This is a genomic window from Parvularcula dongshanensis (assembly GCF_014199615.1).
GTDB lineage: Bacteria > Pseudomonadota > Alphaproteobacteria > Caulobacterales > Parvularculaceae > Parvularcula > Parvularcula dongshanensis.
Genome location: NZ_JACHOB010000003.1, coordinates 1 through 26,206, shown reverse-complemented (window position 1 = coordinate 26,206; position 26,206 = coordinate 1). Strand labels below are relative to the sequence as shown.

Annotated in this window: 24 protein-coding genes; 16 read left to right on the top strand and 8 right to left on the bottom strand. The window is 65.6% G+C overall.

Going from position 1 to position 26,206, the window contains the following annotated elements; genetic code table 11:
* The first annotated feature begins 149 nt into the window (after window positions 1–149).
* Window positions 150–509: a cation efflux transmembrane domain-containing protein gene (locus GGQ59_RS15565; RefSeq protein ID WP_183817386.1), complete on the top strand. Its 360-nt coding sequence runs from the start codon at window positions 150–152 to the stop codon at window positions 507–509.
* A 363-nt stretch (window positions 510–872) separates the two neighbouring features.
* Window positions 873–1,043: a methyltransferase domain-containing protein gene (locus tag GGQ59_RS15560; protein WP_425511356.1), complete on the top strand. Its 171-nt coding sequence runs from the start codon at window positions 873–875 to the stop codon at window positions 1,041–1,043.
* Window positions 1,044–1,551: 508 nt separating this feature from the next.
* On the opposite strand, the gene GGQ59_RS08075 is transcribed toward GGQ59_RS15560, so the two are convergent.
* Complete coding sequence (locus GGQ59_RS08075) at window positions 1,552–3,177, bottom strand: ATP-binding protein (RefSeq protein WP_221400952.1); 1,626 nt, start codon at window positions 3,175–3,177, stop codon at window positions 1,552–1,554.
* A 65-nt stretch (window positions 3,178–3,242) separates the two neighbouring features.
* Window positions 3,243–4,751: an ATPase domain-containing protein gene (locus tag GGQ59_RS08070; RefSeq protein WP_221400951.1), complete on the bottom strand. Its 1,509-nt coding sequence runs from the start codon at window positions 4,749–4,751 to the stop codon at window positions 3,243–3,245.
* Between the two features lie 305 nt (window positions 4,752–5,056).
* Here GGQ59_RS08070 and GGQ59_RS08065 point away from each other — a divergent pair, with 305 nt between their 5' ends.
* Window positions 5,057–6,406 (top strand): pyridoxal phosphate-dependent decarboxylase family protein, encoded by a 1,350-nt coding sequence (locus GGQ59_RS08065; RefSeq protein WP_183817379.1) that lies wholly within the window; start codon window positions 5,057–5,059, stop codon window positions 6,404–6,406.
* A 108-nt stretch (window positions 6,407–6,514) separates the two neighbouring features.
* Here GGQ59_RS08065 and GGQ59_RS08060 read toward each other — a convergent pair whose 3' ends face one another.
* Window positions 6,515–6,868, bottom strand: coding sequence for a winged helix-turn-helix transcriptional regulator (locus tag GGQ59_RS08060; RefSeq protein ID WP_183817377.1), 354 nt, complete (start codon window positions 6,866–6,868; stop codon window positions 6,515–6,517).
* A 268-nt stretch (window positions 6,869–7,136) separates the two neighbouring features.
* Between GGQ59_RS08060 and GGQ59_RS08055 the strand changes: the two genes are divergently transcribed.
* The 7 genes from GGQ59_RS08055 to GGQ59_RS08025 all read left to right on the top strand — a co-directional run bounded on the left by GGQ59_RS08055 (window position 7,137) and on the right by GGQ59_RS08025 (window position 13,129).
* A complete protein-coding gene (locus GGQ59_RS08055; RefSeq protein WP_183817375.1) occupies window positions 7,137–7,526 on the top strand; it encodes a nuclear transport factor 2 family protein in 390 nt (129 codons plus the stop codon).
* Entirely contained in the window at window positions 7,508–7,717 is a 210-nt protein-coding gene (locus GGQ59_RS08050) for a tautomerase family protein (RefSeq protein WP_183817373.1), read from the top strand. Before GGQ59_RS08055 ends, GGQ59_RS08050 begins: the two co-directional genes overlap by 19 nt.
* Window positions 7,718–8,377: 660 nt before the next feature.
* The gene (locus GGQ59_RS08045; protein WP_183817371.1) at window positions 8,378–9,109 is read left to right on the top strand and encodes a response regulator transcription factor; all 732 of its coding nucleotides are present in this window, start codon (window positions 8,378–8,380) and stop codon (window positions 9,107–9,109) included.
* Complete coding sequence (locus GGQ59_RS08040; protein ID WP_183817369.1) at window positions 9,106–10,449, top strand: ATP-binding protein; 1,344 nt, start codon at window positions 9,106–9,108, stop codon at window positions 10,447–10,449. The genes GGQ59_RS08045 and GGQ59_RS08040 overlap by 4 nt, the downstream gene beginning before the upstream one ends.
* Window positions 10,450–10,514: 65 nt before the next feature.
* Entirely contained in the window at window positions 10,515–10,673 is a 159-nt protein-coding gene (locus GGQ59_RS08035) for a hypothetical protein (RefSeq protein WP_183817367.1), read from the top strand.
* A 2-nt stretch (window positions 10,674–10,675) separates the two neighbouring features.
* Window positions 10,676–12,226 carry a SulP family inorganic anion transporter gene (locus GGQ59_RS08030; protein ID WP_183817365.1) on the top strand — a complete coding sequence of 517 codons (1,551 nt, stop codon included), beginning with the start codon at window positions 10,676–10,678 and terminating at the stop codon, window positions 12,224–12,226.
* 51 nt (window positions 12,227–12,277) lie between these two features.
* Window positions 12,278–13,129 (top strand): hypothetical protein, encoded by an 852-nt coding sequence (locus tag GGQ59_RS08025; protein ID WP_183817363.1) that lies wholly within the window; start codon window positions 12,278–12,280, stop codon window positions 13,127–13,129.
* Between the two features lie 788 nt (window positions 13,130–13,917).
* Here GGQ59_RS08025 and GGQ59_RS08020 read toward each other — a convergent pair.
* The 4 genes from GGQ59_RS08020 to GGQ59_RS08005 form a co-directional block, all read right to left on the bottom strand.
* Window positions 13,918–15,150 (bottom strand): tyrosine-type recombinase/integrase, encoded by a 1,233-nt coding sequence (locus GGQ59_RS08020; protein ID WP_343074310.1) that lies wholly within the window; start codon window positions 15,148–15,150, stop codon window positions 13,918–13,920.
* Window positions 15,151–15,631: 481 nt separating this feature from the next.
* Window positions 15,632–16,813, bottom strand: a complete 1,182-nt coding sequence (locus GGQ59_RS08015; protein WP_343074300.1) for a BaiN/RdsA family NAD(P)/FAD-dependent oxidoreductase — start codon at window positions 16,811–16,813, stop codon at window positions 15,632–15,634.
* Window positions 16,814–17,096: 283 nt separating this feature from the next.
* On the bottom strand, window positions 17,097–17,372 hold the full coding sequence (locus GGQ59_RS08010) for an SPFH domain-containing protein (protein ID WP_183817359.1): 276 nt from the start codon (window positions 17,370–17,372) through the stop codon (window positions 17,097–17,099).
* A gap of 26 nt (window positions 17,373–17,398) precedes the next feature.
* Entirely contained in the window at window positions 17,399–17,644 is a 246-nt protein-coding gene (locus GGQ59_RS08005; protein ID WP_183817357.1) for an SPFH domain-containing protein, read from the bottom strand.
* A gap of 108 nt (window positions 17,645–17,752) precedes the next feature.
* Between GGQ59_RS08005 and GGQ59_RS08000 the strand changes: the two genes are divergently transcribed.
* From GGQ59_RS08000 to GGQ59_RS07975, 6 genes are all read left to right on the top strand, one after another.
* Window positions 17,753–18,919, top strand: coding sequence for a glycosyltransferase family 4 protein (locus GGQ59_RS08000; protein ID WP_246408609.1), 1,167 nt, complete (start codon window positions 17,753–17,755; stop codon window positions 18,917–18,919).
* Window positions 18,920–19,197: 278 nt separating this feature from the next.
* On the top strand, window positions 19,198–20,091 hold the full coding sequence (locus GGQ59_RS07995) for a glycosyltransferase 61 family protein (protein ID WP_183817353.1): 894 nt from the start codon (window positions 19,198–19,200) through the stop codon (window positions 20,089–20,091).
* A gap of 2 nt (window positions 20,092–20,093) precedes the next feature.
* Complete coding sequence (locus GGQ59_RS07990) at window positions 20,094–21,965, top strand: glycosyltransferase family 2 protein (RefSeq protein WP_343074309.1); 1,872 nt, start codon at window positions 20,094–20,096, stop codon at window positions 21,963–21,965.
* A gap of 74 nt (window positions 21,966–22,039) precedes the next feature.
* Complete coding sequence (locus GGQ59_RS07985; protein WP_183817349.1) at window positions 22,040–23,776, top strand: ATP-binding cassette domain-containing protein; 1,737 nt, start codon at window positions 22,040–22,042, stop codon at window positions 23,774–23,776.
* An 8-nt stretch (window positions 23,777–23,784) separates the two neighbouring features.
* Entirely contained in the window at window positions 23,785–24,792 is a 1,008-nt protein-coding gene (locus GGQ59_RS07980; RefSeq protein ID WP_183817347.1) for a sulfotransferase family protein, read from the top strand.
* On the top strand, window positions 24,792–25,589 hold the full coding sequence (locus GGQ59_RS07975; RefSeq protein WP_281373798.1) for a sulfotransferase family protein: 798 nt from the start codon (window positions 24,792–24,794) through the stop codon (window positions 25,587–25,589). Before GGQ59_RS07980 ends, GGQ59_RS07975 begins: the two co-directional genes overlap by 1 nt.
* 162 nt (window positions 25,590–25,751) lie before the next feature.
* Here GGQ59_RS07975 and GGQ59_RS07970 read toward each other — a convergent pair whose 3' ends face one another.
* Window positions 25,752–26,078 (bottom strand): glycosyltransferase family 2 protein, encoded by a 327-nt coding sequence (locus GGQ59_RS07970; RefSeq protein ID WP_183817342.1) that lies wholly within the window; start codon window positions 26,076–26,078, stop codon window positions 25,752–25,754.
* Window positions 26,079–26,206: the final 128 nt, after the last annotated feature.

Here is a 26,206-nt window from a genome sequence, read left to right as displayed (position 1 = left end):
CGGCCGCCCTTCGGGCTCCCTCGCCTCTGCGCCAACGTCCGACCCATGATGACGGGCGTCCGGCACGTTCGCCCTACCGCTTGGCGCCGTCCACGTGTCCCGGCGCCCTGCGACGTGAAAGCGGTGCTAAGGCTACGACCCGCTTCTCCATGCTCGCGGCCTTCGTGAACAGCTTTGCGCTGTTCGCGATCTCGGGGCTCCTCGTCACCATCGCCCCGTTCTGGGTGCTCAGCCGCCGGAAGGGACAGAAACTCAACGTCCGGGCGGCGGCCGTGCACGTACTCAGCGACCTCCCCGGTTCCGTCGGCACCATCGGCGCATCACTCGTCATTATGCCGACGAGATGGATACCGATCGACCCGATCCTCTCCGTCTTCGTCACTACCCTGATCCTGCGCGCCGTCTGCTTGGTCACGAAGGAAAGGGCGTCGATCTTGATCGAAAGCGCGCCGAAGGTCTGCAGGCTAAGAAGATCCGTGCGGTACTCCTCGCGGACGTGCCAGGGATGACGGGCGTCTGGCACGTTCATGTCTGGTTCATCATAGAACAGAGGCCGATACTATTCTGGGGATCGAGGCTGTGCTGGGTACCGATCCTTCACCTGTCCGGTGAGCAGCGAAAGCCCTCCTGCACGAACGCTTCGGGGCGGAGCACATGAGCGCCGATGTCGATCTGGCGAATGCGTCCGTCACCCCAAGTAAGACAACGGGAGCGCCGACCCGAGGACCGTCCTGAACCGCGAGCAGATCGAGAGGCTCTGCGACCGGATCGCCGATCGCTACCACCTTCTCACGCCCGGCTTCCGGGCGTTGGGCTTCGGCTAGTACCAACGTCGTTTGATTGGGAACCTCGGTCTGTCGCCCAATGACGCTGTGGTGGACCTCTGTTGCGGAACGGGCATCAACTTAGGAGGTCTCTCGGCGGCCGTTGGTTTGGGAGGCCAAGTTATCGGCATCGACCTTTCCGACGGCATGCTGGCGAAGGGCGTGGGCATATTCAATCGGCAGGCCTGCAGAACGTCAGCCTCATCCAAACGGACGTAAGAGACTAGTGCCTCCTACGCGACACTGCAGCTGTTCTGTTGACGTTCGGTCTTGAGATGGTCCCATGTTACGACGATGTCGTGCAGCACGTAGCTGACGACCTACCCGACGGCGGCCGTCTCGGCCTTCTAGCCTTCAAGAGGTTGGCCCGAATGGCTCGTCCGGGTCAGCGTGGCGTCGATTGCACCCTTCGGCTTTAGTCGCGACTGCGAGGGTTTCAAACCCCCGGGTGTCTGCTGACAAACGCTTCCGGCGCTGCGTCTTCGGTCAGCGCCCTGCCGATGGTACCTACTTTGGCTCGGGGAGAAGGTCGTCACGGCGTAGGCGCGGACATAGTCCGTAGGCGCCTGTAAGGTCCGAACGGCCGTCGGAGCCGCGCTATTCGACTGGGGCCGGAACTCTTCGCCATCGACCCGGGACGGCCCGACGCCGGCGATCTTCCTTCCGCGCGGAGCGGACACGCGAGCGATCGAAAGGCCAGTCGACATCGCGAGGAGCGCCGCCGCGATCACGACATCACGGAAGCGATCATCGCCGCCATGTCCGACTGGCTGTACGGCTTGCTCAGCCGCGGCAAGCTCTGGCATTCGCCGCCCGGTAGCTCAGCATAACCGGTCGCGAGGACGATCGGGATGTCCGGGCGCAACGATGCGATTCTCATCGCGAGTTCCGCGCCCGTCATCTTCGGCATGGCGTGGTCGGTCAGAACGAGGTCGATCGCGTCATCCTTCTCGATGAGGCTCAAGGCTTCCGAACCCGAGGATGCCGAGATGACGTCGTGCCCGAGGCCGCGCGCCATCATGACGGTGTTCATCTGGATCAAGGCGTCGTCGTCGACGACGAGGATGCGGTACTTCTCGTGGGAAGTTCGCGCCGGCTCTTCGCCCTGATGCGGGGTCGCACGAGGTTCATCGGCGACAACACGCTCCTCGGCGAAGGGCAGCCACAACTCCGCCCGCGTTCCCTCGCCCAGAACGCTCGAGAGGCGCAGGGCGCCGCCCATCTGCTCGGCGAGTCCGTGGATCATGGCGAGGCCAAGACCGGTCCCCTTGCCGACCTCCTTGGTCGAGAAGAACGGCTCGGTAGCGCGGGCGAGCGTTGCCTCGTCCATCCCCTCGCCGGTGTCGGAGACCCGCACACGCAGGTACGAGCCGGCGTCCAGACCTGTCTCCGCCTCAGGGTTCGACCCCGCGACGTCGATGCTGATCGTGCCGCCATCGGGCATCGCGTCCCGTGCGTTCACGACGAGGTTGAGCAGAGCCAGCTCGAGTTGGTTCCGGTCGGCAAGGATCTCTCTCAGCCCCTCCCCGACGGTGGTCTTCAACTCGATCTCCGGCGGGATCGAGCGCTCGAGGAGGGTCCGCATTCCCTCGAGAAGATCGGCGGGATCGATCGGCTCCGCGACCAGTTCTTGCTGCCTCGCGAAGGTGAGCATGCGCCGCGTGAGGGCTGCGCCGCGCTCTGCGCCTTCGCGTGCGCTCGCGAGGAGCGTCATGAGGGGCGGATGGTCTGCGAGCTGCTTCTCCAGCATCTCGACGTTGGCGAGGATCGCCATGAGGAGGTTGTTGAAGTCGTGCGCGACGCCCCCGGTCAGTTGTCCGAGGGCCTCCATCTTCTGCGCTTGAAGCAACTTGCGCTCCGCCTCCTGACGCTGCTGCGCCTCCTTGAGAAGTCGGTCGTTCGCGGCCGAAAGCTCCTCAGTTCGCCGTTCGACTTGCTCCTCGAGCGTGTCGGTCAACCGGCGGAGGCGCGCCTCGCTCTGCGCGAGGTCGGCGAGGCGCGCCCTTGCCTCGTACTGGCGCTCCCGGCTTCGCTTCGCGGTCATCGCGACGCTGATGAAGGTCGTCGGATGGAATGGCCGTTCGACGAAGCTGACGTTGACGAGCAGTTCTTGCAGGCGAGTGGCGGCGGGGTTTCTCTCCGGGCCGCCCCCGCGTCTCGTCAGGATGATGAAGGCAAGGCCCGACCAGCTCGGCTGCGCTTCGACCCAGGCGGACAACGGTCGCAGATCCGATGAGCGAACGGTCTCCTCGGTGAGGACGACGAACGCGGCTTCCTCCCGTAGGGCGCCGACGAGGCTCGGTAGGTCACGATGGACTTCGGACCGTATGCGCCGCTCCTTCAAGAGCCTCACCAGCAGCTCTGCGTCTCGACCCGCAGGCGCGAGGACGAGTGCGACCGGTTCCGGCGGCCTTGCAGTCACTCGGGTTCGTCTTGGCGCAGAAGCGGGCCGTCCTGACCGTGATACTGTGGCGTCCCGCGCAGCACGCCCTGGAAGTGCTCAAGCGGCTCACCGAGCGTCAATCCGCCCCCCCCGATCTTGAACTCGCGGATCGTGTCCTCGTGCGCCCCCGTCCGCTTCTTCATGATCGAGACGGCTCGTCGCACGTGCCCCATCGCCTCGAAGAACCGCAGCAGGATCGCCGTGTCGGCCAGGTAGGTCAGGTCGATGGGCGACCGCATGTCGTCGACCATGCCGCGCTGCGCCAGCGTCAGGAACGTCGTCGCGCCTTGCCGGTTCAGGTACTGCAACAGCTCGTGGACGTGGAGAAGGAGGGCACGCTCCTCGGGCATGGCTGCCATGTAGCCGTTGAGGCTGTCGATCACGACGGTCTTCGCGCCGGTCTCGATGACGGCCCTCGCCACGCGATGCGCGAACTCCCCCGGCGACGACTCTGCCGCGTCGACCTGCTCGATGAGGGCCGTGCCCTCTTCGGCGTAACGCCGCAGATCGAAGCCGAGGTCGTCCGACCGGTTCAAGAGCAGCTCGAGTTCCTCGTCGAACACGAACATCGCGACCCGCTCGCCCCGGGCGGCGGCAGCCGCGACGAACTGAAGAACGAAGACGCTCTTCCCTGCCCCCGAAGGACCGAGGATGAGAGCGCTCGAGCCCTGCTGGATGCCCCCGCCCGTCAGCGCGTCCAGCTCGGTGATGCCTGTCGTCAGTGTACCCCGCTCGAAGGACGTCTTGTGCTCGGCTGCCACGAGACGCGGAAAGACGGCGACCCCGCCCGTCTTGATGCTGAAGTCGTGATAGCCGCCGCGATAGGTCTGTCCCCGCATCTTGTGGATGCGCAGGCGGCGCCGCTCTCCGCCGTAGTCGGGGGCCAACTCCTCAAGACCGATCACGCCGTGAACGACGCTGTGAACGGTCTTGTCCTTCGTCGTCGACGTCATGTCGTCGAGCATGAGCACCGTCACGCCGCGCTTGGCGAAGTCGTGCTTGAGCGCGAGGACCTGACGGCGATAGCGGAGGCTGCTCTCCGCGAGCAGCCTGATCTCGGAGAGGCTGTCGAGCACGATCCGATCCGGCTTCACGCGATCGATCGCGTCGAAGATCATCCTCGTCGTCTCGCCGAGCTCCAAGTCGGACGAGTAGAGAAGGCTCTGCTGTTGGTCGGCATCGAGCAGGCTCTCCGGCGGGACCAGTTCGAAGACGGTGATCTCCTCCGGCAGCGTCCAGCCGTGGGCGGCGGCGCTCGCACGAAGCTCGGCTTCGGTCTCGGACAGCGTGATGTAGAGACCCCGCTCGCCCTCCCGCGCCCCGGCAAGCAGGAAGTCGAGGGCAATCGTCGTCTTCCCCGTGCCGGGGTGCCCCTCGAGAAGGAAGGTATGCTCGCACTGCAGGCCACCGCCGAGGATGTCATCCAGCCCCTCGACACCAGTCGAACACCGCCTTTCGCTCTGACGGGTTTGGTCGTGCGCCACGGCGTCACCTCTCAGCATAGGCCATTGCTGCTATCAGCGGTTCGCTTCGCCCCCTTTAGAGCCTCAAGCTGGTGCGACAAAGCCGTGCGCTCACCGGCCAATGTCAGCGCGGCTGTTGAGCCCGCTCGACGAAGGCTTCCTCGGCGGGATGCCCAAGGGTAGATCACAGCCGCGACGGCGCAGGACCGGACGCGAGCGGCAGCCGAGAATTGGCTACTTCGCGAGCGAGCTGCTTACCGCGCGTTGTCGTCGGCCAGGCTTTCGGCAAGGCCGTCCATCGAAGATAGATCGGGGACAGGCCAATCATGGAGGCGGAACGCGCTCTTTGGGCAGACGCCGACGAGCGTGCTGCCGCTTACATCGCTTCGGTCGGTCGCCGGCCGGCCTTTCCGCCGCGTGAGGCGGTCGCCGCATTGGACGCGCTAGGCGGCCCCCTGCCGGATGGACCTGCCGACCCGGCCGCGACGCTCGACTTACTCGACGATATCGGCTCGCGCGCGACCGTGACGTCGAACGGGCCGAACTACTTCGGCTTCGTGGTCGGGGCGCTGCTGCCGATCGCCGGGGCGGCGGAACGCCTGGCGCTGGCTTGGAATCAATGCGCTTCCAGCGCTGTGAACTCGCCGGTCATGGACGCGGTGGAGCGGACGGCGGCGGGCTGGCTCCTCGAGGTCCTCGACCTGCCGCGAGAGGCCGGCGTCGGCTTCGGAACCAGCGCGACCGCGTGCGGACTTGCCTGCCTCGCTGCCGCGCAGACCTGTCTGCTCGAGAAGGCGGGCTGGGACCTGCAGCGGAAAGGCCTGCGCGCCGCACCGCAGGTGCGGATCGTCGTTCCTGACACCGTCCATGTGACCGTGAAGAAGGCGATCCGCCTTCTCGGCTTCGGGACCGATGACATCGTCGTCGTTCCGACGGACGCCTACGGCCGGCTCGATCCGGCGCTTCTGCCCGCCCTGGACGAGATGACGATCCTCTGTTTGCAGGCAGGCGAGGTGAACACAGGCGAGTTCGATCGCTTCGCCGAGATCGTGCCGCGTGCGAAGGCGGCAGGCGCCTGGGTCCATGTCGACGGCGCGTTCGGTCTATGGGTCCGGGCATCGCGAGACCTGGCGCAGTTGGCGCAAGGCGTCGAACTCGCCGACAGCTGGACGACCGACGGCCACAAGACGCTGAACACGCCCTATGACGGCGCCGTCGCGATCTGCCGCCGCGCCGACGTCCTGGCACGAACGATGAACGCCGAGGCCGTCTACGCGCCGAGCGAACCGGACGCGCAGAAGAACCTGACCTTGGAGTTCTCACGCCGCGCGCGGGGACTCGGCTTCTGGGCTGTCCTGCGCACGCTCGGACGCAGCGGCGTCGCCGACCTCGTCGATGGCTATCATCGCCGCGCGGTCGCGATCTCGGACGGATGCCGGCCGCTCGGCGTCGAGGTCCTCAATCGCGTCGTCTTCAACCAGGTGCTCTGCCGCCTCGAGAGTCCGGCCGCGACCCGCGCGTTGACCGAAGCGGTACAGAGCGACGGCGAAGTCTGGTTCGGCCAGACGGTCTGGCGCGGCGAGCCAGCCTTCCGCCTCAGCGTCTCGTCCTGGCGGACGGACGACGCCTCGGTCGCCCGCGTCCTCGCGGCGATCGGCCGGGCCCGCTCCGCCTAGGTCCGATCGCGCACCGGTCGCGATCTGGATCGAACCGGACGCCAAGGTACAAAAGGACAACCAACCGCCGCAGGGCCCATGCCGCTTCGGCGGTGACCGGTACCTTGTCTAGCTGCGTGCGCGAACGGCCTTGAGCTTGTGGCCGACGGCGACGATCGCATCGAGCGCCGGGATCAGGTCTCGCCCCAACTCGGTCAGGTCGTACTCGACGGTCGGCGGCTTGGTCGGCCGCACGGTCCTCGCTACCACCCCGCGCTCGCGAAGCTCGCTCAGCCTCGTCGACAGGACCTTGCTCGAGATCGGGGGGATGTCGCCCTTCAGCTCGTTGAATCGGCGGGGGCCGCTTCGCAGGCACCAGATCACGTTCGGTGCCCACGCGCCGGCGATCACGGCCATGCACTCGGTTAGCAGGCAGGGTTCGGGCGGCGTGGGTGCCCGCGTCTTGCGGACCTTAACGACCATCTCGGTTTCCGTAGGGTAACTCGAAAGCGCCAGTTACCATCGGAAAGCAGGTTGTCAAAGGATAGCGGCGGAGCGATCGGTAGCTCGAGGAGACCGATGTGAGACCCTGCTACGACCCTGGCGCCTGCTCCCCCGCCGCGCGGATCGCGCCGCTTGAGGCAGGATGCTCGCTGAAGACGTGGCCCGCTCTCGCCAGGCTTCGCGAAGGAGTCAGCGCGCGCCCGGCGGAGAGGCCCCGGTCGCGCGCCGGGCGCCTGCTCGGCGCCGCATGACCTACGATCCGGCCATCGACACGCTGATCGACGTCTACCTCGACGGGCTGTGGCACGCGGACAGCGAGCGGCTGCGGACGGTGTTCCACCCCGCACTCCTCTACGCTACCGCCGACGAGGTGCCGGCCAGGATCTTCGGCCTCGAGGCCTACATGGCCGAGATGGGAAAGCGGATGCCCCCTTCCGAAGCGGGCGCCGAGCGTAACGGCCGGGTCGTCCGCATCCGGCAGGTCGGCGAGGCGACGGCAACGGTCGAGCTGACCTGCGCCTACTTCGGACGGTCGTACACAGACTTTCTTAGCCTCGTGCGCGACGGCGGGCGGTGGCAGGTGATCGCGAAGGTTTTCTCGTTCGAAGAGGAGGCTCTATGCCCTACGTCAATGTGAAAATAACCGAAGAAGGAAACGTGACCCCGCAACAGCAAGCGGACGTCATCAAGGGCATTACGGCCTGCCTCGCCGCGGTGCTGGGAAAGGACCCTGCGACGACCTTCGTGGTCATCGAGCAGGTGCCGTTGGAGGCCTGGGGCGTCGGCGGTCTGCCGGTCGCGCAATACAGGGCGCGGCGCGAGGCGTGAGGAGAGCGTGATGCTCTGCGACCGATGGGTCCAACCATTCGAGAAGACACGCCACGCGCCGAAGAGGGCCGGCCTCCTCGGCGGAAGGCCGCCGGTTCGAGGGGCGCAAAACCGGACATAGCCGGTCTTCGCGGGCCGAGCGGGCTGGCGAGAGTTGCCGTTTGCCTTCTAGTCGGCCGGCCCTCTTCGGCGCTTGGGCGCGGATGCGTCGGCGGAACGGGTCGCATCGACGGCTCTCGCTTCCGTGACCCTTGAGCGAACACCGATCCACTTACCTTGGTGGTGTCGGGGCCCGAAGTGAAAGGGGCGTCGATCGCCGGTCGGCGCTTTCGAATAGGTTCCCGCCTCCCCGTCGCGGGCGGTCCGGTCGGGCGCCGTCATCGTCCACCTCGGAGAACTGCGTTGATCGGTCTGCGCGTGGCTCGATGTGGCTGCCAAGCAAACGATGGCAGCCGACATGATCGCAGTCGTCCTCGTAGCCGTCATCCTATCCTCCTCTAATTCGATATGCCCGTTCTCATGCGGGCGTCGGGGACATGGGGAGGGTTTGTTGCGACGCCTCGACGGCTTGCGTGACGAAATGTTTCTGCGCGGCAGGAGAGGTTTCCAGATCGCGTCCGAGTCCCTTTATCCGCGCTACCGACTGCCTATAGGTTCTCCATGACGCCCGCCGACGCCCCGCCCCGCATCCTGATCGTCGAGGACGACGGCGCGTTGCGAACACTTCTGTCGAGAAGCCTGCGCGAACGCGGCTTCGAGGCGACCGGCGTACGCTCCGGCCCGCAGATGCGCGAGGTCATGGAGGAGAACGGTTTCGACCTGATCATCCTCGACATCATGCTGCCTGGGACAAACGGACTGGACCTGTGCCGCTGGATCAGGAGCCATAGCGAAGTCCCGATCATCATCGTCAGCGCTAGGGGCGACAACACCGACCGCATCGTCGGGCTCGAGCTCGGGGCGGACGACTATGTGCCCAAGCCCGTGGACGTAGGAGAACTCGTCGCCCGCATCCGCGCCGTGCTGAGACGCATCTCCTTCGGCGGACGGGGCGCGGGCGAACCCGCGAGCCGCCTCACGAAGTTCGACGGATGGTCCGTCGACCGGCGCCGCCGCGAAGTCCATACGCCGGACGGCATACAGGTGATCCTCTCCGGCGGTGAGTTCGACCTTCTATGCGTCCTGCTCGACGCGCCCGGCCGGGTGGTCGGACGAGAGTACCTCCTCGAGCAGTCCCGCGACCGGGTCGCGAGCGGCGACGCCTCCGATCGCTCCGTCGACGTGTTGATCAGCCGCCTACGCCGAAAGCTGGGCGCCTATGAGGGCGGCCGCGACCTGATCAAGACGGTGCGGGGCGTCGGCTACACCTTCACGGCCGGCGTGACCCGATGATTCCCAGCGGGCGCCTCTGGCCGTCCGGCTTCGTCGGATGGGTCACCATCGTCCTGTTGGCCGCGATCGCCGCTCAGTGGGCAGGCGCCGCGATCTTGATCGGCCTCTCCGAGCGGCAACTCGAGCGAACCGACATCGCTCGGCGGATCGCCGAACAGCTCGTCGTCGCGGGCCGCATTCTGGAGGACGGCGGCGCCGAAACGATCCCGAACCTCTCGACCGAACACCTCACCTTCTCGCTGACCGACGAACCGATCGACCTCAGCGACGGGACCAGCCCCAGGACGGGAGCGGTCCTCTCCGAGATTTTACGGTGGGAACCGAGTTTGGCCGCCGAGGAACTCATCATCACCGCCGCGCGGTTCTCCGCGCCGGGCGCGCAGGGCCGCATCGAGGGAACGCTCCGCGTCGACGAGAACACTTGGGTCCGGTTCGAAACGGACGAGCCTCTCGGCGGGTTCGCATCGATAATGACGACGATCGTCTGGGTCGCGACGGTCGCGCTGCTCGTCATGGTCGTAGCCGTGTGGCTGGTTCGCACGCTCGGCGCCCCCCTAAGAGCGCTCGCTTCGTCCGCGGATCTCGTCGGTACGGGCGTCCGCATACCCTTCGAAGAAGAACGCGGTCCGCCGGACCTTCGCCGGCTCGCAGGAACGCTCAACCGGATGCAGACGCGGATCGACAACCTCCTGACCTCCCAAACGCGCGCGCTCGCCGCTGTCAGCCACGACCTGAGAACCCCCCTCGCGCGCATGCGTCTTCGTCTCGAGGCGCCGAGTCTCGATGATGAGCGGCCAGGGATGCGAGCCGATCTGGCCGAGATGGACGCCATGCTGTCGTCGCTTCTGGCGTTCCTCAACGACGCCGCCGCGCAGGAGAAGATGGAGCGGATCAATCTCGCGAGCCTGGTCGAGACCGTAGTTGCCGAGGCGGCCGATGCGGGGAGACCCGCAGTCTATGAGGGCCCCGCCCGGGTCGATGCCGTCGTGCGCCCCTTCCTACTCAAACGGGCGATCGCCAACCTTGTCGACAATGCCGTGAAGTACGGGGGCGGCGCGCACGTCACGTTGGACGTCCACGACGAGAAGGCGACGCTCAGCGTCGACGACGAGGGCGAGGGCGTCGACGAGGCCGTGCTGCCGCACCTCACCGAGCCCTTCTTTCGGGGCGATCATGCCCGTGCACGCACGACCGAGGGCTTCGGCTTGGGGCTTTCCAACGCGGCGCAGATCGCGGCCGCCCACGACGGCACGCTCACCTTGTCGAACCGCCCTGGCGGCGGCTTTCGCGCCGTTGTGACGCTTCCCCTCGAGGTCAGACACACTTCGTCACGAGGCTGACGCACAGCAGAAAACTCCGCACGCAAATTCCCCTTTCGATGGCACCCGCAAAGGAGGATACCCACGTGTCCATGCTGCCCCTCGACCTCGCGTCACGTGCGCGCGACGTCTTCTTGCAAGAGAAGCCCCCGTTCGAACGTCTGCCCCAAGACGGTCAGCCGCCTCGCGCGTTGATCGGCGACCGCTCGGATGGCCGCGCCGTCGCAGCGGCCGCGGAGGTTTGATAATGTTGCAGATCTCGAAACCCACTCAGCGTCTTGGCCTGCCGGTCGCCTACGACAGGAAGAGCCTGGTCAAGGACGTCGCGGCCTCCTTCGTCGTCTTCCTCGTAGCGATCCCGCTCTGCCTCGGCATCGCGCTCGCCTCCGGCGTGCCCGCAGAACTCGGCCTGATGACGGGGATCATCGGCGGCATCGCCGTGGGCATGGCCGCCGGCCAGCCGCTTCAGGTAAGCGGGCCTGCGGCCGGCCTCGCCGTCATCGTGTTCGACATCGTTCAGGACTACGGGGTCGAGGCGCTGGCTCCAATTCTGCTCCTCGCAGGCGCGATGCAGCTAGCGGGCTGCTACTTCCGGCTCGGACGCTTCTTTAGAGGTGTCTCCCCCGCCGTCATCAGCGGCATGCTCGCCGGCATCGGCGTCCTGATCGTCGCCGGCCAGATTCACGTCCTCTTCGCCGACGCGCCCAGAGCGCACGGACTCGACAACCTCGCTGCGATACCCTCCGCCTTCTTCGACATCAGCGTGATGACGATCGGCCAGGCCGAGCAGGCGCTGATCGTCGGCATCGTGACCATCGCGTCGATGGTCTTGTGGGACCGCTACAAGCCGGCACGGCTCAAGCTCATGCCAGGTGCGCTGCTCGGCGTCGTCGCTGGCTGTCTTGTTGCCGCCGCCGGTCTCGACGTCGCGACGATCGACGTGCCGGAGAACATCTTCTCGAGTTTCAGCCTTCCTACCACGGCTGACCTGTCCATGCTCGCCATGCCTGGCATCATCTTCACGGCCCTTGCGGTCGCGTTCATCGCCAGTGCCGAGACGCTGCTCTCCGCCGCCGCGGTCGACAAGATGCAGGACCGCGTGCGGACGCGTTTCGACAAGGAGCTCGGCGGGCAAGGCATCGGCAACTTCCTCTGCGGTCTCGTCGGTGCGATGCCGATGACCGGCGTGATCGTCCGGTCCTCGGCCAACGTCCAGGCCGGCGCCGTATCGCGGCTGTCCGCGATCCTGCACGGCGTGTGGATACTGGCCTTCGTTGCCTTCCTACCGGGTGTCCTCGCAGTGGTCCCCACGGCAGCTCTGGCGGGCGTGCTGGTCGTCGTCGGCTGGAAGCTGGTGAAACTCGGCGACGCGGTCGACTTGTTCAAGAAGCATGGCTGGCTCCCCGCGGTGATCTACGTCGCTACGCTCGGGACGACCGTCGCAGTCGACCTCCTCGTGGGTGTCATGGTCGGGCTCGGCTTGTCGCTGCTCGAAGTGATCCCGCACCTGCGGCGGCAACGCAGCAAGGTCGAGGCGCGCTCGAGCGACGGTACGCACGAGCTGCACCTCGATGGACGGGTCAGCATGTTGGAGGTCAGCAGGCTGACCAGAGCGCTCGATGACCTGCCTTCGGAGGGGCCGATCCGTATCCGAACGGAAGGTCTGACTTTCGTCGATCACACGTCGGTCGAGCTTATCTCCGATGCCGTCACGCGCAAACGCAGGAGCGGCGGGATCGCCGAGGTGACCGGAGGCGACAGCCCGGCCAGCCGTGCGCTCGTCGCCGCCGTCGGGTGACCCTGCGCCGGCGTGCCGCTCCGACGGCACGCCGGCTTCGTTCTTGTGGGAATGGATTCCATCATGCCCTACGATGCGTTGATCGAAACCCGGGCCGCCGAGCTGCCGTCCATCTACGGCGAGGTCTGGTGTCTTCTCTGCAAAGAGGATGATCCGGTTGCCCTCGGCGAGAGAGTGGGCGAGGTCGCCGGAGAGAGCGGCGTGCCTCTGTTTCTGACCCCGGTCCGCCACCATCGTTCGCTCAGCGAAGTCGACGACCGCACTGTGTGGGGATTATCGGCCGTGGTCGGGCAGATCTCCCCCCGGCAGCGGCCGCATACGGTCGTTCTGTCGGAGCGCCAGGCGTTACTCGGCCTTCGCGAGGAACCCGTCTCCGGGCGGCGCCTCGTCCTCGCGACGCCGGCTGCTATGAAGGGCCGTACCGCAAGGCATGCGCGTCGATTCATCGATACAGACTTCGTGTTGACGACGCGGGGCGCGGACCTGTCGGCTGCGGCACGCCTTTGGACATGTTCGGACGAAAGCACCGAGGCGCTGAGACGGGGCGCGACCCTCCTCGCGATGTTGGGGGCGAGGCGTGCAACCGTCGCTCGGACTTGGCGTCCGTACGATAGCGCGGTCTTCGCCGCCCCCCGGGACGCGGTCGATCCGAAGAGCGTAGCGGCCTCGCTCGGCTCGTTCGAACGCACCGCGCAGCAAAGCGCGAGACGGCTCGCAAGCGACCTCGCCACCGGGACGACCCACCCTAGCATCGAAGAGGCCGGCGAGCTCTTCGTCAGGTCCTGGCCGGAGGCCGCGGACCGGTACGCACCGGCGGACCGCGGCCTTACCGTTACGGACGAGTGGCAGGCGTTCTACGCACTGGCACGCAGCAGCAAGTCCTGCGCATTCGTCGGCACGTAGGTAGGCCACCGCGCCCGGTTCGGGCCGACTCGTCCCGCGTGAAGGTATCCGGGTGCAGGGCTAGGCACGCCTGGTTCATGACCCCGCCGTCTGTGACGTGCTCGCCCTGCTTGCACGAAGAGCGCCACTCCTTCGGGTCCGGACGGACGAGACTGGTACCGGAGATCGCCCCGCGCGGAATGTAGGACCAGTCCGCCCGGTTCACACCGCGAAACGACGGGCAGCAACTCCGCGCCGCACCTGATGGGCAGTATGCCTACGGCCGTGCCCGGCGAGTGGTGCGAACCGTTCGGCGGACTACGTCTCGATGGCTAAGATACCGACAGGTATCGCCCCACTGTCCACGCGTCGACCGAAGTGATTACGCGAGAATAGATTGGCTACTGGCAGTCGGCGTGATAGCGTTGCGTTCGCATACCCTCCTATTCTGGCACCCGCATCTAAAGCCAGCGCCTCAACGAACATGGTGTCGAACACGGCAGAGCTTGTGGACTGCGAAAGGCGGTCGGAACGTCGTTTGGCGACGCACCACTTGCCGTGCACTTCCCGACGGTCGCGATGTTCGAAGGTAAAGATTGAGGTGATGATTTCTAGAAACAACTCTTGACGGTTGGCTTCGGCAATTGAACCTCCTACCTCCTTCCATATGAACCGAGGAGCAGCGTGCCTAACTAACGCTGCAGGAGAAGCGAAGCATTGCTCTCTTCAGCCTACAGGGCGCCACGACTGGAAATGTCTGCTTTTGGGTGATTTCCGACATCAAAGAGTCGCTCGGAACGGTAATTGGCCTAACCGAGATGTAGAGCACCGCGGTTCAACTCGGCGAGGACATACGTCGACCATTGCTCCATTAACGGCCGGCGACACTTAAGGGCGTCCCCTCGACGATAGGCCAGTTCCACGGCGTTGCCGACTTGGTGCCCGAGGGCGTGCTCTGCGAGTTCACGTGGGAAGTCCGTCGTTTCTCCACACCAGTCTCGAAACGTCGAACGGAAGCAATCTGCAGTGATCTCAGGATGACCCATTCGGCGAAACAGCGCGCGCCAAACGCTATCGGAGTACGGGCCTGTACCCAACTGGTTGGGAAAGACATACCCGGACCTGTCGGCATCGGAAGGTCGCGATACGCCTTGAACCGCGAGCTGCGCGAGAAGCAGCGTCAGCATGGGCGCGCTCAGGGGGACGCGATGCTCTACGTCGGTTATCGATCGTTCTTTCGGGATCGTCCAGACACCAGATGACCAATCGACTTCATTCCACACCATGCCTCGCAATTCGAAAGAACGTACGCAGGTCAATATGAGTAGTTCGAGTGCTCGCGCAGCTGGAGCTGACCGGGCACGCAGTTGGACCATGAAGGCGGGAAGCGCTGCATAGGGTAGCACTTCTTGATGTTTTATAGGCGCGACGCGGGAACGGACGGGAAGAAGAGCGTTGAGCTGACCTCGCCACGTGGCGGGATTGACATCCTTCCTGTAGCCTCGCGCAATTTCGTAAGCGAGCACCGCCTCGATCCGGCCCCGCACCCGGTTTGCTGTCTCCGTCTTCTCGTACCAAAGTGGCTCGATCACGCGCAGCACGTGTTCTGTTTCGATGTCGGCAACGTCCATGTCTCTAATGACTAGATACGCGTACGTCGCGAGCGTATTGCGCCACTGCTGGCGGTGCTTTGGATTCTTCCAGGTCGGTTCGTGCGCGTTGATGTAGGCCTGGGCACAATCTGCGGAGCGGCTCGCTCGTTCGACCTCATTTACCGCTCTTGCTTTCCGAGCCTCGCGATCGGCGATTGCATCGGCTCCCAGTGCGATCGACTTTCTGATGGCTAGGGCCTGCTCCCGCGCTTCCGCTAACGATGTCACCGGATATGCACCAAGGCCAACCTCTCGTCGGCGGCCAGCAAAGCTGTAGCGCAAGAGCCAGGACTTGCTGAGCCGTCCCGCCCTACCCTGTCGCACTTGTAGGATAACCCCCGAGCCACCGTCGGTATTTCGGCCCAGTTCCTTGATATTCTGCACACGGATCGCGGTTAGGCTAGTCGTGATCAGACTCTCCCTTTCGCCAGGAGGGTTATCGATCTCTACCCACCATTAGAGTGGCGACTAAGTTAGCCAAGGTTTGAACGCATACTCAGAACGAGATTGCGGCTGACAGAGATAAGATACTGATCGGACCGACCTTATTGGGTTTGCGCAAGACCATTTTCGACTAGCATGAACTTATAGATGTCTAGCGTTCGAGACTCGCGTTCTCCATCATACATGTTCGACAGTTTTCGCTACCCTTTCGACGTTGCGGGTGCCCTCGAAATCCTCTGTGTTGTACGGACGTTGCGGCGACAGACCTCGGAGGCCCTCCGTTCTAACCGCCACCGCAGACCTAGGTCTCGGCCCATCGTAGGCGCCAGTCTGCCGATGCCATGACGGTGGGTTATGCGGGCGGTGCTGGGGCCGAACGGCGGAACGGAGTGCCCGCTCCTGCTATCCGCAGAGCCCACTGCCCCTTCTACACGGCCTGCCCCGCCGCCCAGCCGGACGACCAAGCCCATTGGAAGTTGTACCCGCCGAGCCATCCCGTCACGTCGACAACCTCGCCGACGAAGTGAAGCCCCGGCAGGGTCCGCGCGGCCATCGTCTTCTGATCCAATTCCTCCGTCGCCACCCCACCCAGCGTCACCTCGGCAGTCCGGTAACCCTCCGTCCCGGCGGGACGCACGGTAAAGGCATGTACGCGCGCCGCGAGTATCTCCAGTGCTGCGTTGGACGTCTCCGCCAGCGGACGGTCCATGTCGGCCGTCAAGGTCGCGGCGAGGCTCTTGGGGAGAAGCGATGCGAGTGCCGTGCGCGGCGTCTGCCGGCCGTTCTGCGCGCGGGCCGCTCGGAGAGCGTCTAGGACGGGGGCGCCTGGGCTGAGGTCCAACGTAACGTCCTCCCCTTCCCGCCAGTAACTCGACACCTGCAGGATGGCGGGGCCGGAGAGGCCTCTATGTGTGAACAGCACAGCCTCGTCGAAGGAAGTCCCGCTATGCGCCGTCCTGGCGGGAACCGCCACGCCGACCAGGCTCTTGAGCCGCTCCTTGGCGTCCTCGTCCAGGGTCAGGGGGACGAGTGCGGGGCGTGTGTCAGTGACGCGCAGACCGTACCGCCTCGCCACATCGTACCCCCATCCCGTCGCGCCCATCTTGGGGATCGACTTGCCGCCGGTGGCGACGACGACATGACTGGCCCGGACGATCTCGCCACCGACTTCGGCGCGGAAGCCTTTTTCGTCCCGCTCGGGGATCATCACCGGCGCCGCCATTCGCAAGGTCGCCCCCGCCCCCGTAGCGCCGTCCACCAGGAGGTCCACGATCGCGCGTGCCGAGCCGTCCAGGAAGAGCTGGCCCAACGTCTTCTCATGATAGGCGAGTCCGGCCTCGGCCACGAGCTCCACGAAGTCCCACTGCGTATAACGGCTAAGCGCCGAGCGGCAGAAGTGTGGGTTCTCGGAGAGGAACGCATCGGGCGTACAGTGCATATTGGTGAAGTTGCACCGACCGCCGCCCGAGATGCGAATCTTCTCGCCGGGCTTCTTCGCGTGGTCCGCGATCAGGACGTTTCGCCCACGCTTTGCTGCCTCCCATGCCGCCATCAAGCCCGCTGCGCCAGCACCGACCACAAGAACGTCGTAGGAGGTTTCGCGGGACACAGGCACGCCGAGCCTATAACGGTGCCACCAGCCCTAGCGATAGGGGGAGCGCTGCGGAGGCATCGGAGGCCGGGGCTATGATGCGGATCGACCGTTCGCACATAACCTTCGGCCCGAAGAGTCGAGCGAATGCAGGCGTTAGCGGCGCCGCCAAGTGAAGCGTAGCGCGTTCCGCACCGATGCGTGCGCGACCCCGACACCTCGAATTGCCGTCTGGAGATCGCAGCGGGGACGGCGCGGTCCGAGGCATTCGGCATCAACCAGACCCACCAGACTGCCCAGATCATGACGGGTTTCCTTTGAGAAGCCTTGCTACCCTCCCGAAGGCGTCGAGCGCCGCCGCGGGCAGGATGATCGTCTCGTTTCCATTCCTCCTGCTCATCACTGCGAGAGCCTCTACCTGCTTCAAGGCGACTTGGTACTCGGCTGCCTGAGTACCGTGCTTGCTCAACGCAGCGGCGACGACCTGCGTCGCTCTCGCTTCTGCCTCGGCCTCCAGCACCCTTGCTTCCGCAGCCTTCTGAGCGGCGTAGAGTTTGCCGTCGGCCTCGAGCCGCATCGTGTCGCGCCTGGCCTGATCTCGGTTCACGTCGAGGACCTCGGCCCGCGGAGTTGGATGCTCCACTCCGGGACCGCATCGGCGACTTCCAACTTGATACGCTCGGTCACTTCGGCTCGCTGAGACTGGACTTCGTTGAGTTCGAGCCTGCCGATCTCGGAGCACATGATGCCCGCCAAGGTCGTAGCGACGGCAGCGTTTATGTCGCGGATACGGTAGACCGTCCCCCCGGGCGCGAGGGTACGGAAGAAGACGCTCATCTCGAGCTTCACGCAGCGTCTAAAGATAGGCTGAACTTAACGTCGTAGCGACACGGTAGCGCGCCGTTTCGTGACAGTGATGCCGTTGTTTTCCGACCCAACGCGCCGCTTACTGCCGCGATGCATGCCGTAGATACAGCGTCGAGTGACAGCCGGCCGCAATCCCGTAAGCTGCGCGTCTTAGTGTACTCCGGCGCTCCCCGCGCGGTGCGCGGCGGGACCCAAGTCGTCGTTGAGGGGCTGGTTCGACACCTCCGCAGCTTAGGACACAACGTCGTCGATGCGTGGGTTGACGAAGACGACGGATCGAGGGGCGATGCGGACGGCGACACGTGGGCCTTGCCCCTCAAAGCGACGCGAAGCGCGAACGAAACAACCGGAGGCGTAGCGCGACGGGTTCTACGCGACGGCGCGGCGCTCGCCCACCGCCTCGCGGGGCTGCGCTTCGACGTCGTCAACGTGCACTTCCCGCGGGGCGAAGCGCTCTACTTCGTCCTCTTGAAGCCGTTCCTCCGCTACCGCCTCGTTCTCTCTTTCCATGGGGCCGACCTGCCCGCCGACAACGTCGCGCTGCGCCGCGCCCTTCCCTGGTACCTGCGCATGGCGGACGAGGTCTCGGTGGTGTCTAAGGAACTCGCCGATGCAGCCGTACACTGCCAGCACGAGGCGAAACCTAGGGTCATCCCGAACGGCGTCGATACCGAGTACTGGCACCCCTTCGAACCGTCTGCCGCAAGCGACGAAGCGAGGCCCCACAACGATCTGCGGATCGTCGCAGCCGGGCGATTGGAATCCGTCAAGGGGTTCGACACACTGATCAGAGCCTTCGCTGCGCACGCCCCCCGGGCCGCCTCGCTCCTGATCGCCGGCGACGGCGCGGAGGAGGAGAACCTGCGCGCCCTCGCTTCGCATCTTGGGGTCGCGGATCGCATCACCTATGCAGGGTGCCTGTCACGCGACGAGCTTCGAGGAGCTTTCCAAGCGGCCGACCTCTACGTTCTGCCGTCGAGGAGCGAAGGCCTCCCACTCGCGCTCCTAGAGGCAATGGCATGTGGCTTGCCGGTGCTGGCGACGAAGGTTGGCGCGGTGCCACAAGTCGTGGATGAAGAGTGCGGACGAACCGTTCCGCCAGAAGACGAGGATGCTTTGGGCGCAGCCTTGGAATCGCTCTTGTCGGACACTAGTGCCCTCTCCGAGATGGGCGCTCGCGCTCGGGACCGCGCACGACAGTACGACGTGGCCTCAACCCTTGACGCCTACACAGATCTCATCGAGCGACGCCAATGAGGGCGCAGACCGTTCTGGACCGCGCAAGGCCGCGCCAACGGGCACGCATAGCCGCGGCGGCGTTGCGCCGCCATCTGCCGCCCAAGGCGTTCGGTCATGCCTGGATGGATCGGCGCCCTTTGAACGCGGCCTCAACTGCTGCCGCTGGTGGCACCTACCAGGTCCTTTCCCCCGCACAGCGTGAAAGCAATCCGCTGCCAATCAACGTTGCCGATCGTTCAGTCCTCCCTGGCGATCCGGGCTGGTGGGGCTACGCCTTCCGTGACGTACCTGAGAGGGTGTCTGGAGAGACCGCCCTCGTCACGCTGCCGAACGCCACCCTAGCCTTCCATACCGACCCCGAGAGTGACTTCCATGTCTGCCTCATCGGAAGAGATGGAAGAGCCCTCCGCACACGGGAAATCGATTACCGGCGACACTTCCGCGAGACTCTGAGCGGGTCGAACGCATCTTCGGTCGCAGACGCCGTTTGGATCGCCGAGCGGGTGTTTCACAACCACTCGCACTGGTTGAGCGCTCACCTGCCGAAGCTCTGCTTGCTGAAGGAACTTGGCATCGCCGACTGCCTCGTCCTGCCCGACCGGCGCAGCGCGGTCATGGACGACACGTTGCGCCGCCTCGGCTGGAACCCGGATACGGTTCGCCGAATACCTACGGACCGGCCGATGGTGGCCGAGCGGCTCACCCTGCTCGTCACCGACCGCTTCAGACCGGACCTACTGCGCCGGGCCGGCGATGCGTTGCGCGTCAAACCGTCGGCGCCTGCGACCGCCCGCGTCTACGTCAGCCGTGCGGGCGCGGAGCGGCGGCGGCTCGTCAACGAGGACGAGGTGTGGCCTTTGTTCCGCGACGCCGGCTTCGAACGCGTCCGCATGGAGGATCTGTCTTTCCCCGAACAGCTGGCTCTGATGGGCCGCACAGCTATGCTGGCCGCGCCGCACGGTGCCGGTCTCACCAACCAGATCTTCTGTCCTGAAGGCGCGACCGTGATCGAGATGGCCGATCCCGGCTTCCCCAATCCCAACTTCTACGCCACGGCGTGCGCCATGAGACACGACTACGCCATCGTCGAAGCGGAGAGCGTCGGGGGATCTCCTTCCAAGCCGGTGGAACGAGACCTTTACGTCGCGCCCCGGCGCGTGGCGGCCGCGCTGGAGGCGGCTGGTCTTTGAGCGTGCTTTCCGACGTCGCCGTCGTCGTCCCTTGTCGGGATGGGGCGGCCTACCTGGCCGCTGCGCTGCGTTCGGTCGCGAATCAGACTCAGCGCCCAGTAGAAGTGGTAGTAGCCGATGACGGGTCGTCGGACGGTTCGGCGGCCGTTGCCCGGGTGAACGGCGCGCGGGTGATCGAAGGTCCCTTTGGCGGCGCGGCGCCCGCTCGCGCCGCAGGACTAGCTGCGACGGACGCGCCGTTCGTTCTGTTCTTGGACGCAGACGATCTCTTGGGTCCTGACGCTCTTCGCTGGCTGCGCGACGCCGTTCGGTCCGGTAGCGCAGCGATCTGCGCTTGGCAGGACCTTAGTCTCGAGAACGAAGCTTGGGTGACAGGTCCGCCCCGCCGCGATCCGCGCGGGTGGGGTCAGGACGACCTCTCCGCTTGGCTGACGGGGTGGTACTGCCCCCCTTGTGCCGTACTGTGGTCCCGCGAAGCCGTCGCGGCAGCGGGGGGCTGGGCGGACAGGCAGTTGGTGAACGACGACGGCGATCTGATGATGCGAGCGCTCGCCGACGGAATGACGCTGCACCGCGCGCAGGGCGGCGTCGCCTATTATCGCGAGGGCACGATGCCGGGCGCAACGCTCAGCGGCCAACGCCTAACTGCGAAGGGTGTCGCCGACCGGTTGCAGATCCTCGATGGGATCGAAGGGCGGCTGCGAGCCAACGGCCAGCTCGCGCGCTACCGAACACCGCTGGCACACGCGCTGAAGGTCGTCGAGGCAGACGCGAAGGCAGCGCCGGACCTAGTCGAAGAGGCGCGACAGCGGCGCCGAGTACTCGGCGTGAAACCATTCCGGCTCCAGGCAGGTCAGATCGCGCGCCGAGGCAGCGCCCGGATCCAGGAAACCTTGCGCCCTGCCCCCTCACGTCGGGAGGTGCCGCTACCGGCTGGGGCGACCCGGGCGCTGGCGGTTCCGAGTATCAGCGTCATCATCCCTACCTACAACCGGCCGGACGCGACGGTGCGGGCGATCGAGAGTGCGCTGGCGCAGGATCCGCCTCCACACGAGGTTCTCGTCGTCGACGACGCTTCGACGGACAGGACCGCAGAGGCGGTATCGTCCCTCGGACACGGCAGGCTGCAGCTTCTGCGGCAGGACAGGAACCAAGGGGTCGCTGCCGCCCGCAACCGTGGCCTACGTGAAGCGACGGGGCACGCCATCGGGCTCTTGGATTCGGATGACGTCTGGCTGCCGGGCAAGCTAGCCGCACAAGGGTCCGCCTTGGCGACAGGCCCACGCGATGCGCTCACTTACACCGGGGCCGAGACGATCGGCGCAGACGGGGGCGTCCAGCGGTTCGAGCCGACAACAGAAGGCGACCTCTTCCAGCGCCTTCTGCACCGTAACGTCATGCACGGCAGCGGCAGCTCCTGCGTCTTTACACGGAACGTTACCGATACGATCGGCGGCTTCGACACGGGGCTGCCGGCGAACGAGGACTGGGACTTTCTCCTCCGCGCGGCGAGGTTCTTCCCGGTGCTTGCGGTACCGGGCGCCTTCGTCCGCTACATGGACGACGCGGTTGCCGAGAGGCGCTCCCGTAACGTCGAGAACGACCTTGCCGCGAGGGCGATCATGCGCAGACGCTACGCACTCGACGTCGCAGCGCTAGGCCTTCGCCAACTCGTTACGATGGAAGCGGCCCGCACCCGCCTCGGCGCCGAGGGCAGGCACGCTTGGCTTGGCCGTGCCGACGTTCTGACCGCGCTCGCTTTGCAACCCCGAAACCTGCGCCTCTACCCTTGGCTCGGTTACATGATGCTTCCCTCCGGTCTAAGGGCGCGGGCGCGCCGCCTCGACGGCAAGACCGAGCCGAGGACGGTTTGAGCATGGCGAGCCTCGCGGAACGAACCACACTGCGGCTGAGAAACGTGATGGCGAAGCGGTCCGCTCGCGCGTCCGTGCAGAGCGCACAAGTCGGTCCTGCCGAAGAGCAGGAAGAAGGCGGCTTCCTTGCCTACTTCGCTCGCGCCTACCCGCTGCGGACGGCGCTGATGATCGCGCTTCTGATCCTGGCGGGCTTGGCGGAGGGAGTCGGCCTCGTCGCTCTGCTGCCGCTCGTCGGACTGGTTCTTCCAAACGCCGGCGGAGGGTCTTCCGAAGCGCCGCCCGGCGCCACCGAACGCTTCTTCGAGACGCTAGGCATCGAGCCGACGCTAGGGTTGATTCTGACCTTGATCGTTCTCCTGATGACGCTGCGGGCCATCGCGATGTGGCTCGCCATGCGCCAAGTCGGGTTCACGGCCGCCATGGTCTCCACTCGCCTGCGGCAGCGGTTGATAAAGGCCCTCACGGAGGCGGACTGGCGGCACTTCTCGCGCCAGCCGACCGGTCACCTGACGGCGGCAGTGTCGGATCAGGCGAACCGTTCGGCGGGGGCTTACGCGGACAGTTGTGCGTGCGCCGCCGAGGCGATCCAGGGGATCATCTACCTGGCGGTCGTCCTCGTCATCTCGCCGCTTGCAGCCTTGCTGGCAGTCGTCAGCGGCGCGTTCATGGCCTTCGTCTTCGGTCCCTTCGTTCGCCGGACGCGAAACGCCGGGAAGCGGCAAGCGATCGTGATGCGGACGATCATCAGCCGCCTGACGGAGGTCCTGGCGGCCATTAAACCGGTCAAGGCGATGGGTCAGGAGACGGAGGTCTGGCCGCTCCTCGAGCACGAGACCCGGGCGTTCGAGGAGACGCAAAGGCAAGCGATCGTCGCTCGCGAGAGCGCAGCGGCTTTCTGGGACCCGATCGCTACCTTGATCATCGCCATCGGCCTCTACCTAGCGCTGACGAAGACGAGCGTACCGTTGACCGAACTGGTCGTGCTTGCCGTCGTCTTCTACCGCTTGATCACGAAAGCCAGTCAGGTGCAGCGCCGTTATCAGGCCGCCGTCCTCAACGGACACAGCTTCGGCATGCTGATGACGGCGGTGCACGCGGCTGAACGGGCGCGCGAGCCTCGCGTTCACGCCGGAAGGGTACCGCAACTCGGAGACGGCATCACGCTCCGAGGCGTCGCCGTCACCTATGGCGAACACCAAGTCCTCTCAGGCATCGACCTGACAATCCCGGCTGGCCGCATGACCGCGATCACGGGGCCGTCCGGCTCGGGCAAGACGACGCTCATGGATGTCATCACTGGCCTCTCCCCTGTCAGCGCCGGCATGGTCTCGATCGGTGGCACTCCCCTCGGTGAGGTCGACATGGGCGCATGGCGCCGGTCGATCGGCTACGTCCCCCAAGAAGTCCTGCTCTTCTTCGATACGATCAGAGCGAACGTGGCGCTCGCTGGCACCGCGACCGACGAGGAGGTCGAGGCGGCGTTGAAGGCCGCTGGGGCCTGGTCGTTCGTCCGCGAGCTTCCGGGGGGTCTTGACTACGTCGTAGGCGAACGAGGCACCCGCATCTCCGGCGGCCAGCGGCAGCGCATCGCCATCGCCCGCGCGCTCGTGCGCCGGCCGAAGCTCCTCATCCTCGATGAAGCAACGGCGGGGCTCGACACTGCAACGGAGGCGGCCGTGCTCGAGACGGTCCTGGCGCTCAGGCCCGGGGTCACGATCATCGCGGTCTCTCACCAGCCGGCGGTCCCTGCGGTCGCGGACCGGATCATCGAAGTCGGCGGCGGCTCGGCACGGGTCGTGTCGTCGTGACCCCGTCGATGCGTGCTTGCGACCGGCCGGTCTTCGTCGTCGGCGCCGGACGGTCCGGCACCACCTTGATGCGAACCATGCTCGCCGCTCATCCGGTCTTCGCGGTGCCGACCGAGACCCACTACATGAAGCTGGCCTACGCGCATGGCGCAGGATCACGCGAGGCACCCGAAGACTTCGACGCCTTCTGGTCCGAGCTCCGGCAGTCTCGGAACGTCAGGAACACGGGCATCGATCTGGATCGCCTCCTGACCGTGATCGACGAGGACGGCGAGCGCAGCTTCAAATCCTGCTTCGCGGCGCTTCTGTCGGTACACGCATCCGAACATGGCAAGACCCGCGCAGGCGAGAAGACGCCCGGCCATTACCGCTATCTCGAGCGTCTCCTCGACTGGTTTCCAAAGGCGGTCGTGATCTTCCTTCATCGCGACCCTCACGCGACCGTCGCCTCCGCGCTCAAGTCTCCTTGGGTGACCGAGCAGCTTCGGCCCGGACGGCTGGCGGCGCCTCTCATGCGACGTTCGCTCGCGGTGCACACGGCGGATAGGACCGTGGACTGGAGAGACGCGGCACGCAGCATCATGCGATGGCGAGACGACGACAGGGTCGTGCCGGTATCCTATGCATCGCTGGTGAAGGCACCCGAGGCAGAGCTACAGCGCGTTTGCGATCGCCTAGGCGAGACTTTCGATTCCGCCATGCTGACGCAGCGAACGGCGGTACCTCGCAGTCAGGCGACGGCCGAGACGGCGTGGCGCGGCTGGATCGGAGAGCATGAGGACCGAGCGGCTCGTCCCGTATCGAGCGATGCGCTCGAGCGCTGGCGCGAAGAGCTCGCGCCTTGGCAAGTCGCAATGATAGAAGGGTACTGCGAAGACGAGATGCGTGCACTGTCCTACCCGTTCAGCTGCGACGAGCCTGCGAGGCGGCACGGAAGGGCAAGCGCGCTCTGCCTGCTCGCTGCGGACGGCGCCGAACGACGGGTCCGAAAGACGCTAGGCCTTCGGGAAATGTGATGCGCGGCGGACCGAGGTTCATCCGTGAGGCGATCGCCCGTGCGAAGCGTCCTCCCCTCCCGCTTCTGCGTCCATCTGCAGAACCTCACGGCATAGAGCGGGTCGTCTTCGTATGCGGCTTGCACCGCAGCGGAACCACGATCCTCGAGCAACAACTTCACGCGCGTTACGATCTGTCCGCCCTCCGTGCACCAGTGCCTGAGAACGAGGGGCAGTTCTTACAGGACGTCTATCCGGCGGCGATGGTGCATGGCGGCGTCGGACGCTTCGCCTTCTCGCCGCAGATGCACCCATTGCCGCCGGGCCCCGAGGAGGCGAACTCGGCGCGTGAGAGGCTTCTTTCGTGTTGGTCCTCTTGGCGGGTAGGCGACTCGCCGGTCCTGTTGGAAAAGAGCCCGCCGAACTTGACCAAGATCGCTTGGCTTCGCACCGTGTTTCCTGGCGCCGCCTTCATTCTCCTCGCCCGCGATCCGCGCGCGGTCGCAGGAGCAACGGCAAAGTGGCGCGACGCGAGCCATACGGATCTCGTCTACCATTGGCACGTCGCCTACGACGCGGCGCTAGATGCGATCGACCAGAACGACAGTATCGTCTTGCGTTACGAAGACATGGTGGACGATCCTGATACCGTCCTGACGCATATCGGAAGCGCTTTGGGGCTGCCGCCCAGAAAACACGAACTTCAACTCGAAGACAGGTTCGCTACCCTCAGCAATCAGAACGCCGGTTACCTGAACGGCCTTCAGCCTCGGTGCTATGGCCGGGGGGCGTGGGACCGTTTGGGCTACGAGCTTTGACTCACGTATCGACGCAAGACGTATTTGGCCTAGATACGCTGCCGGCAACTCGCCCTACCCGGCGTTCGGGTCTCGCCGATGCAGCGCAAGGCAATTCATTCCGGTCGAGGTATTCTTTGGGGCCTTTCGGTTGATCAGACGGCGCCGCTTTCGCCGACGCGCCTACGTATGGCTTCCCGAGCGAAACCGATCGTCGTCAGTAAAGGCGAGCCATAGCCCGCGAGCCTCGCTCGCTCCCAGGTTCCGCGCCCGTGCCGGGCCGGCGTTCGCCTGTCGGATACAGCGTATGTCGAGTTGCGGCTTGAACCGCTTGACGATAGGCGCGACCGGTTCGGGCGAACCGTCGTCGACCACGACGACTTCGAACGTCACTTCATCATTGAGACGGCACAAGCTCCGAAGGCATGCCGCAAGTTTGTCCGGCCGTGCGTAGGTCGGATTGACGATGCTCGCTTCGAGAACCTCCCCGTCGACGCGAGCCGTCAGCATTCGACACTTCTGATGGCTTCCATGCGCTGAGCACTCATCGTGTTGGCACCGCGGCGGCGCCGTTCATGGGGCCTTGTTCTTGTCGTTTGGTCTTCTCTTCGGTGGTGAAGTCTTCGTGGTAGGAGCGT

Bases quoted from the DNA above. Each gene is read 5' to 3' on its own strand.
- GGQ59_RS08040 (WP_183817369.1), top strand. From the start codon at position 9,106: ATGATTCCCAGCGGGCGCCTCTGGCCGTCCGGCTTCGTCGGATGGGTC.
- GGQ59_RS07970 (WP_183817342.1), bottom strand. From the start codon at position 26,078: ATGCTGACGGCTCGCGTCGACGGGGAGGTTCTCGAAGCGAGCATCGTC.
- GGQ59_RS08030 (WP_183817365.1), top strand. From the start codon at position 10,676: ATGTTGCAGATCTCGAAACCCACTCAGCGTCTTGGCCTGCCGGTCGCC.
- GGQ59_RS08025 (WP_183817363.1), top strand. From the start codon at position 12,278: ATGGATTCCATCATGCCCTACGATGCGTTGATCGAAACCCGGGCCGCC.
- GGQ59_RS07975 (WP_281373798.1), top strand. From the start codon at position 24,792: ATGCGCGGCGGACCGAGGTTCATCCGTGAGGCGATCGCCCGTGCGAAG.
- GGQ59_RS08050 (WP_183817373.1), top strand. From the start codon at position 7,508: ATGCCCTACGTCAATGTGAAAATAACCGAAGAAGGAAACGTGACCCCG.
- GGQ59_RS07980 (WP_183817347.1), top strand. From the start codon at position 23,785: ATGCGTGCTTGCGACCGGCCGGTCTTCGTCGTCGGCGCCGGACGGTCC.
- GGQ59_RS08000 (WP_246408609.1), top strand. From the start codon at position 17,753: ATGCATGCCGTAGATACAGCGTCGAGTGACAGCCGGCCGCAATCCCGT.
- GGQ59_RS08010 (WP_183817359.1), bottom strand. From the start codon at position 17,372: ATGCGGCTCGAGGCCGACGGCAAACTCTACGCCGCTCAGAAGGCTGCG.
- GGQ59_RS08045 (WP_183817371.1), top strand. From the start codon at position 8,378: ATGACGCCCGCCGACGCCCCGCCCCGCATCCTGATCGTCGAGGACGAC.
- GGQ59_RS08055 (WP_183817375.1), top strand. From the start codon at position 7,137: ATGACCTACGATCCGGCCATCGACACGCTGATCGACGTCTACCTCGAC.
- GGQ59_RS15565 (WP_183817386.1), top strand. From the start codon at position 150: ATGCTCGCGGCCTTCGTGAACAGCTTTGCGCTGTTCGCGATCTCGGGG.
- GGQ59_RS08060 (WP_183817377.1), bottom strand. From the start codon at position 6,868: ATGGTCGTTAAGGTCCGCAAGACGCGGGCACCCACGCCGCCCGAACCC.
- GGQ59_RS08065 (WP_183817379.1), top strand. From the start codon at position 5,057: ATGGAGGCGGAACGCGCTCTTTGGGCAGACGCCGACGAGCGTGCTGCC.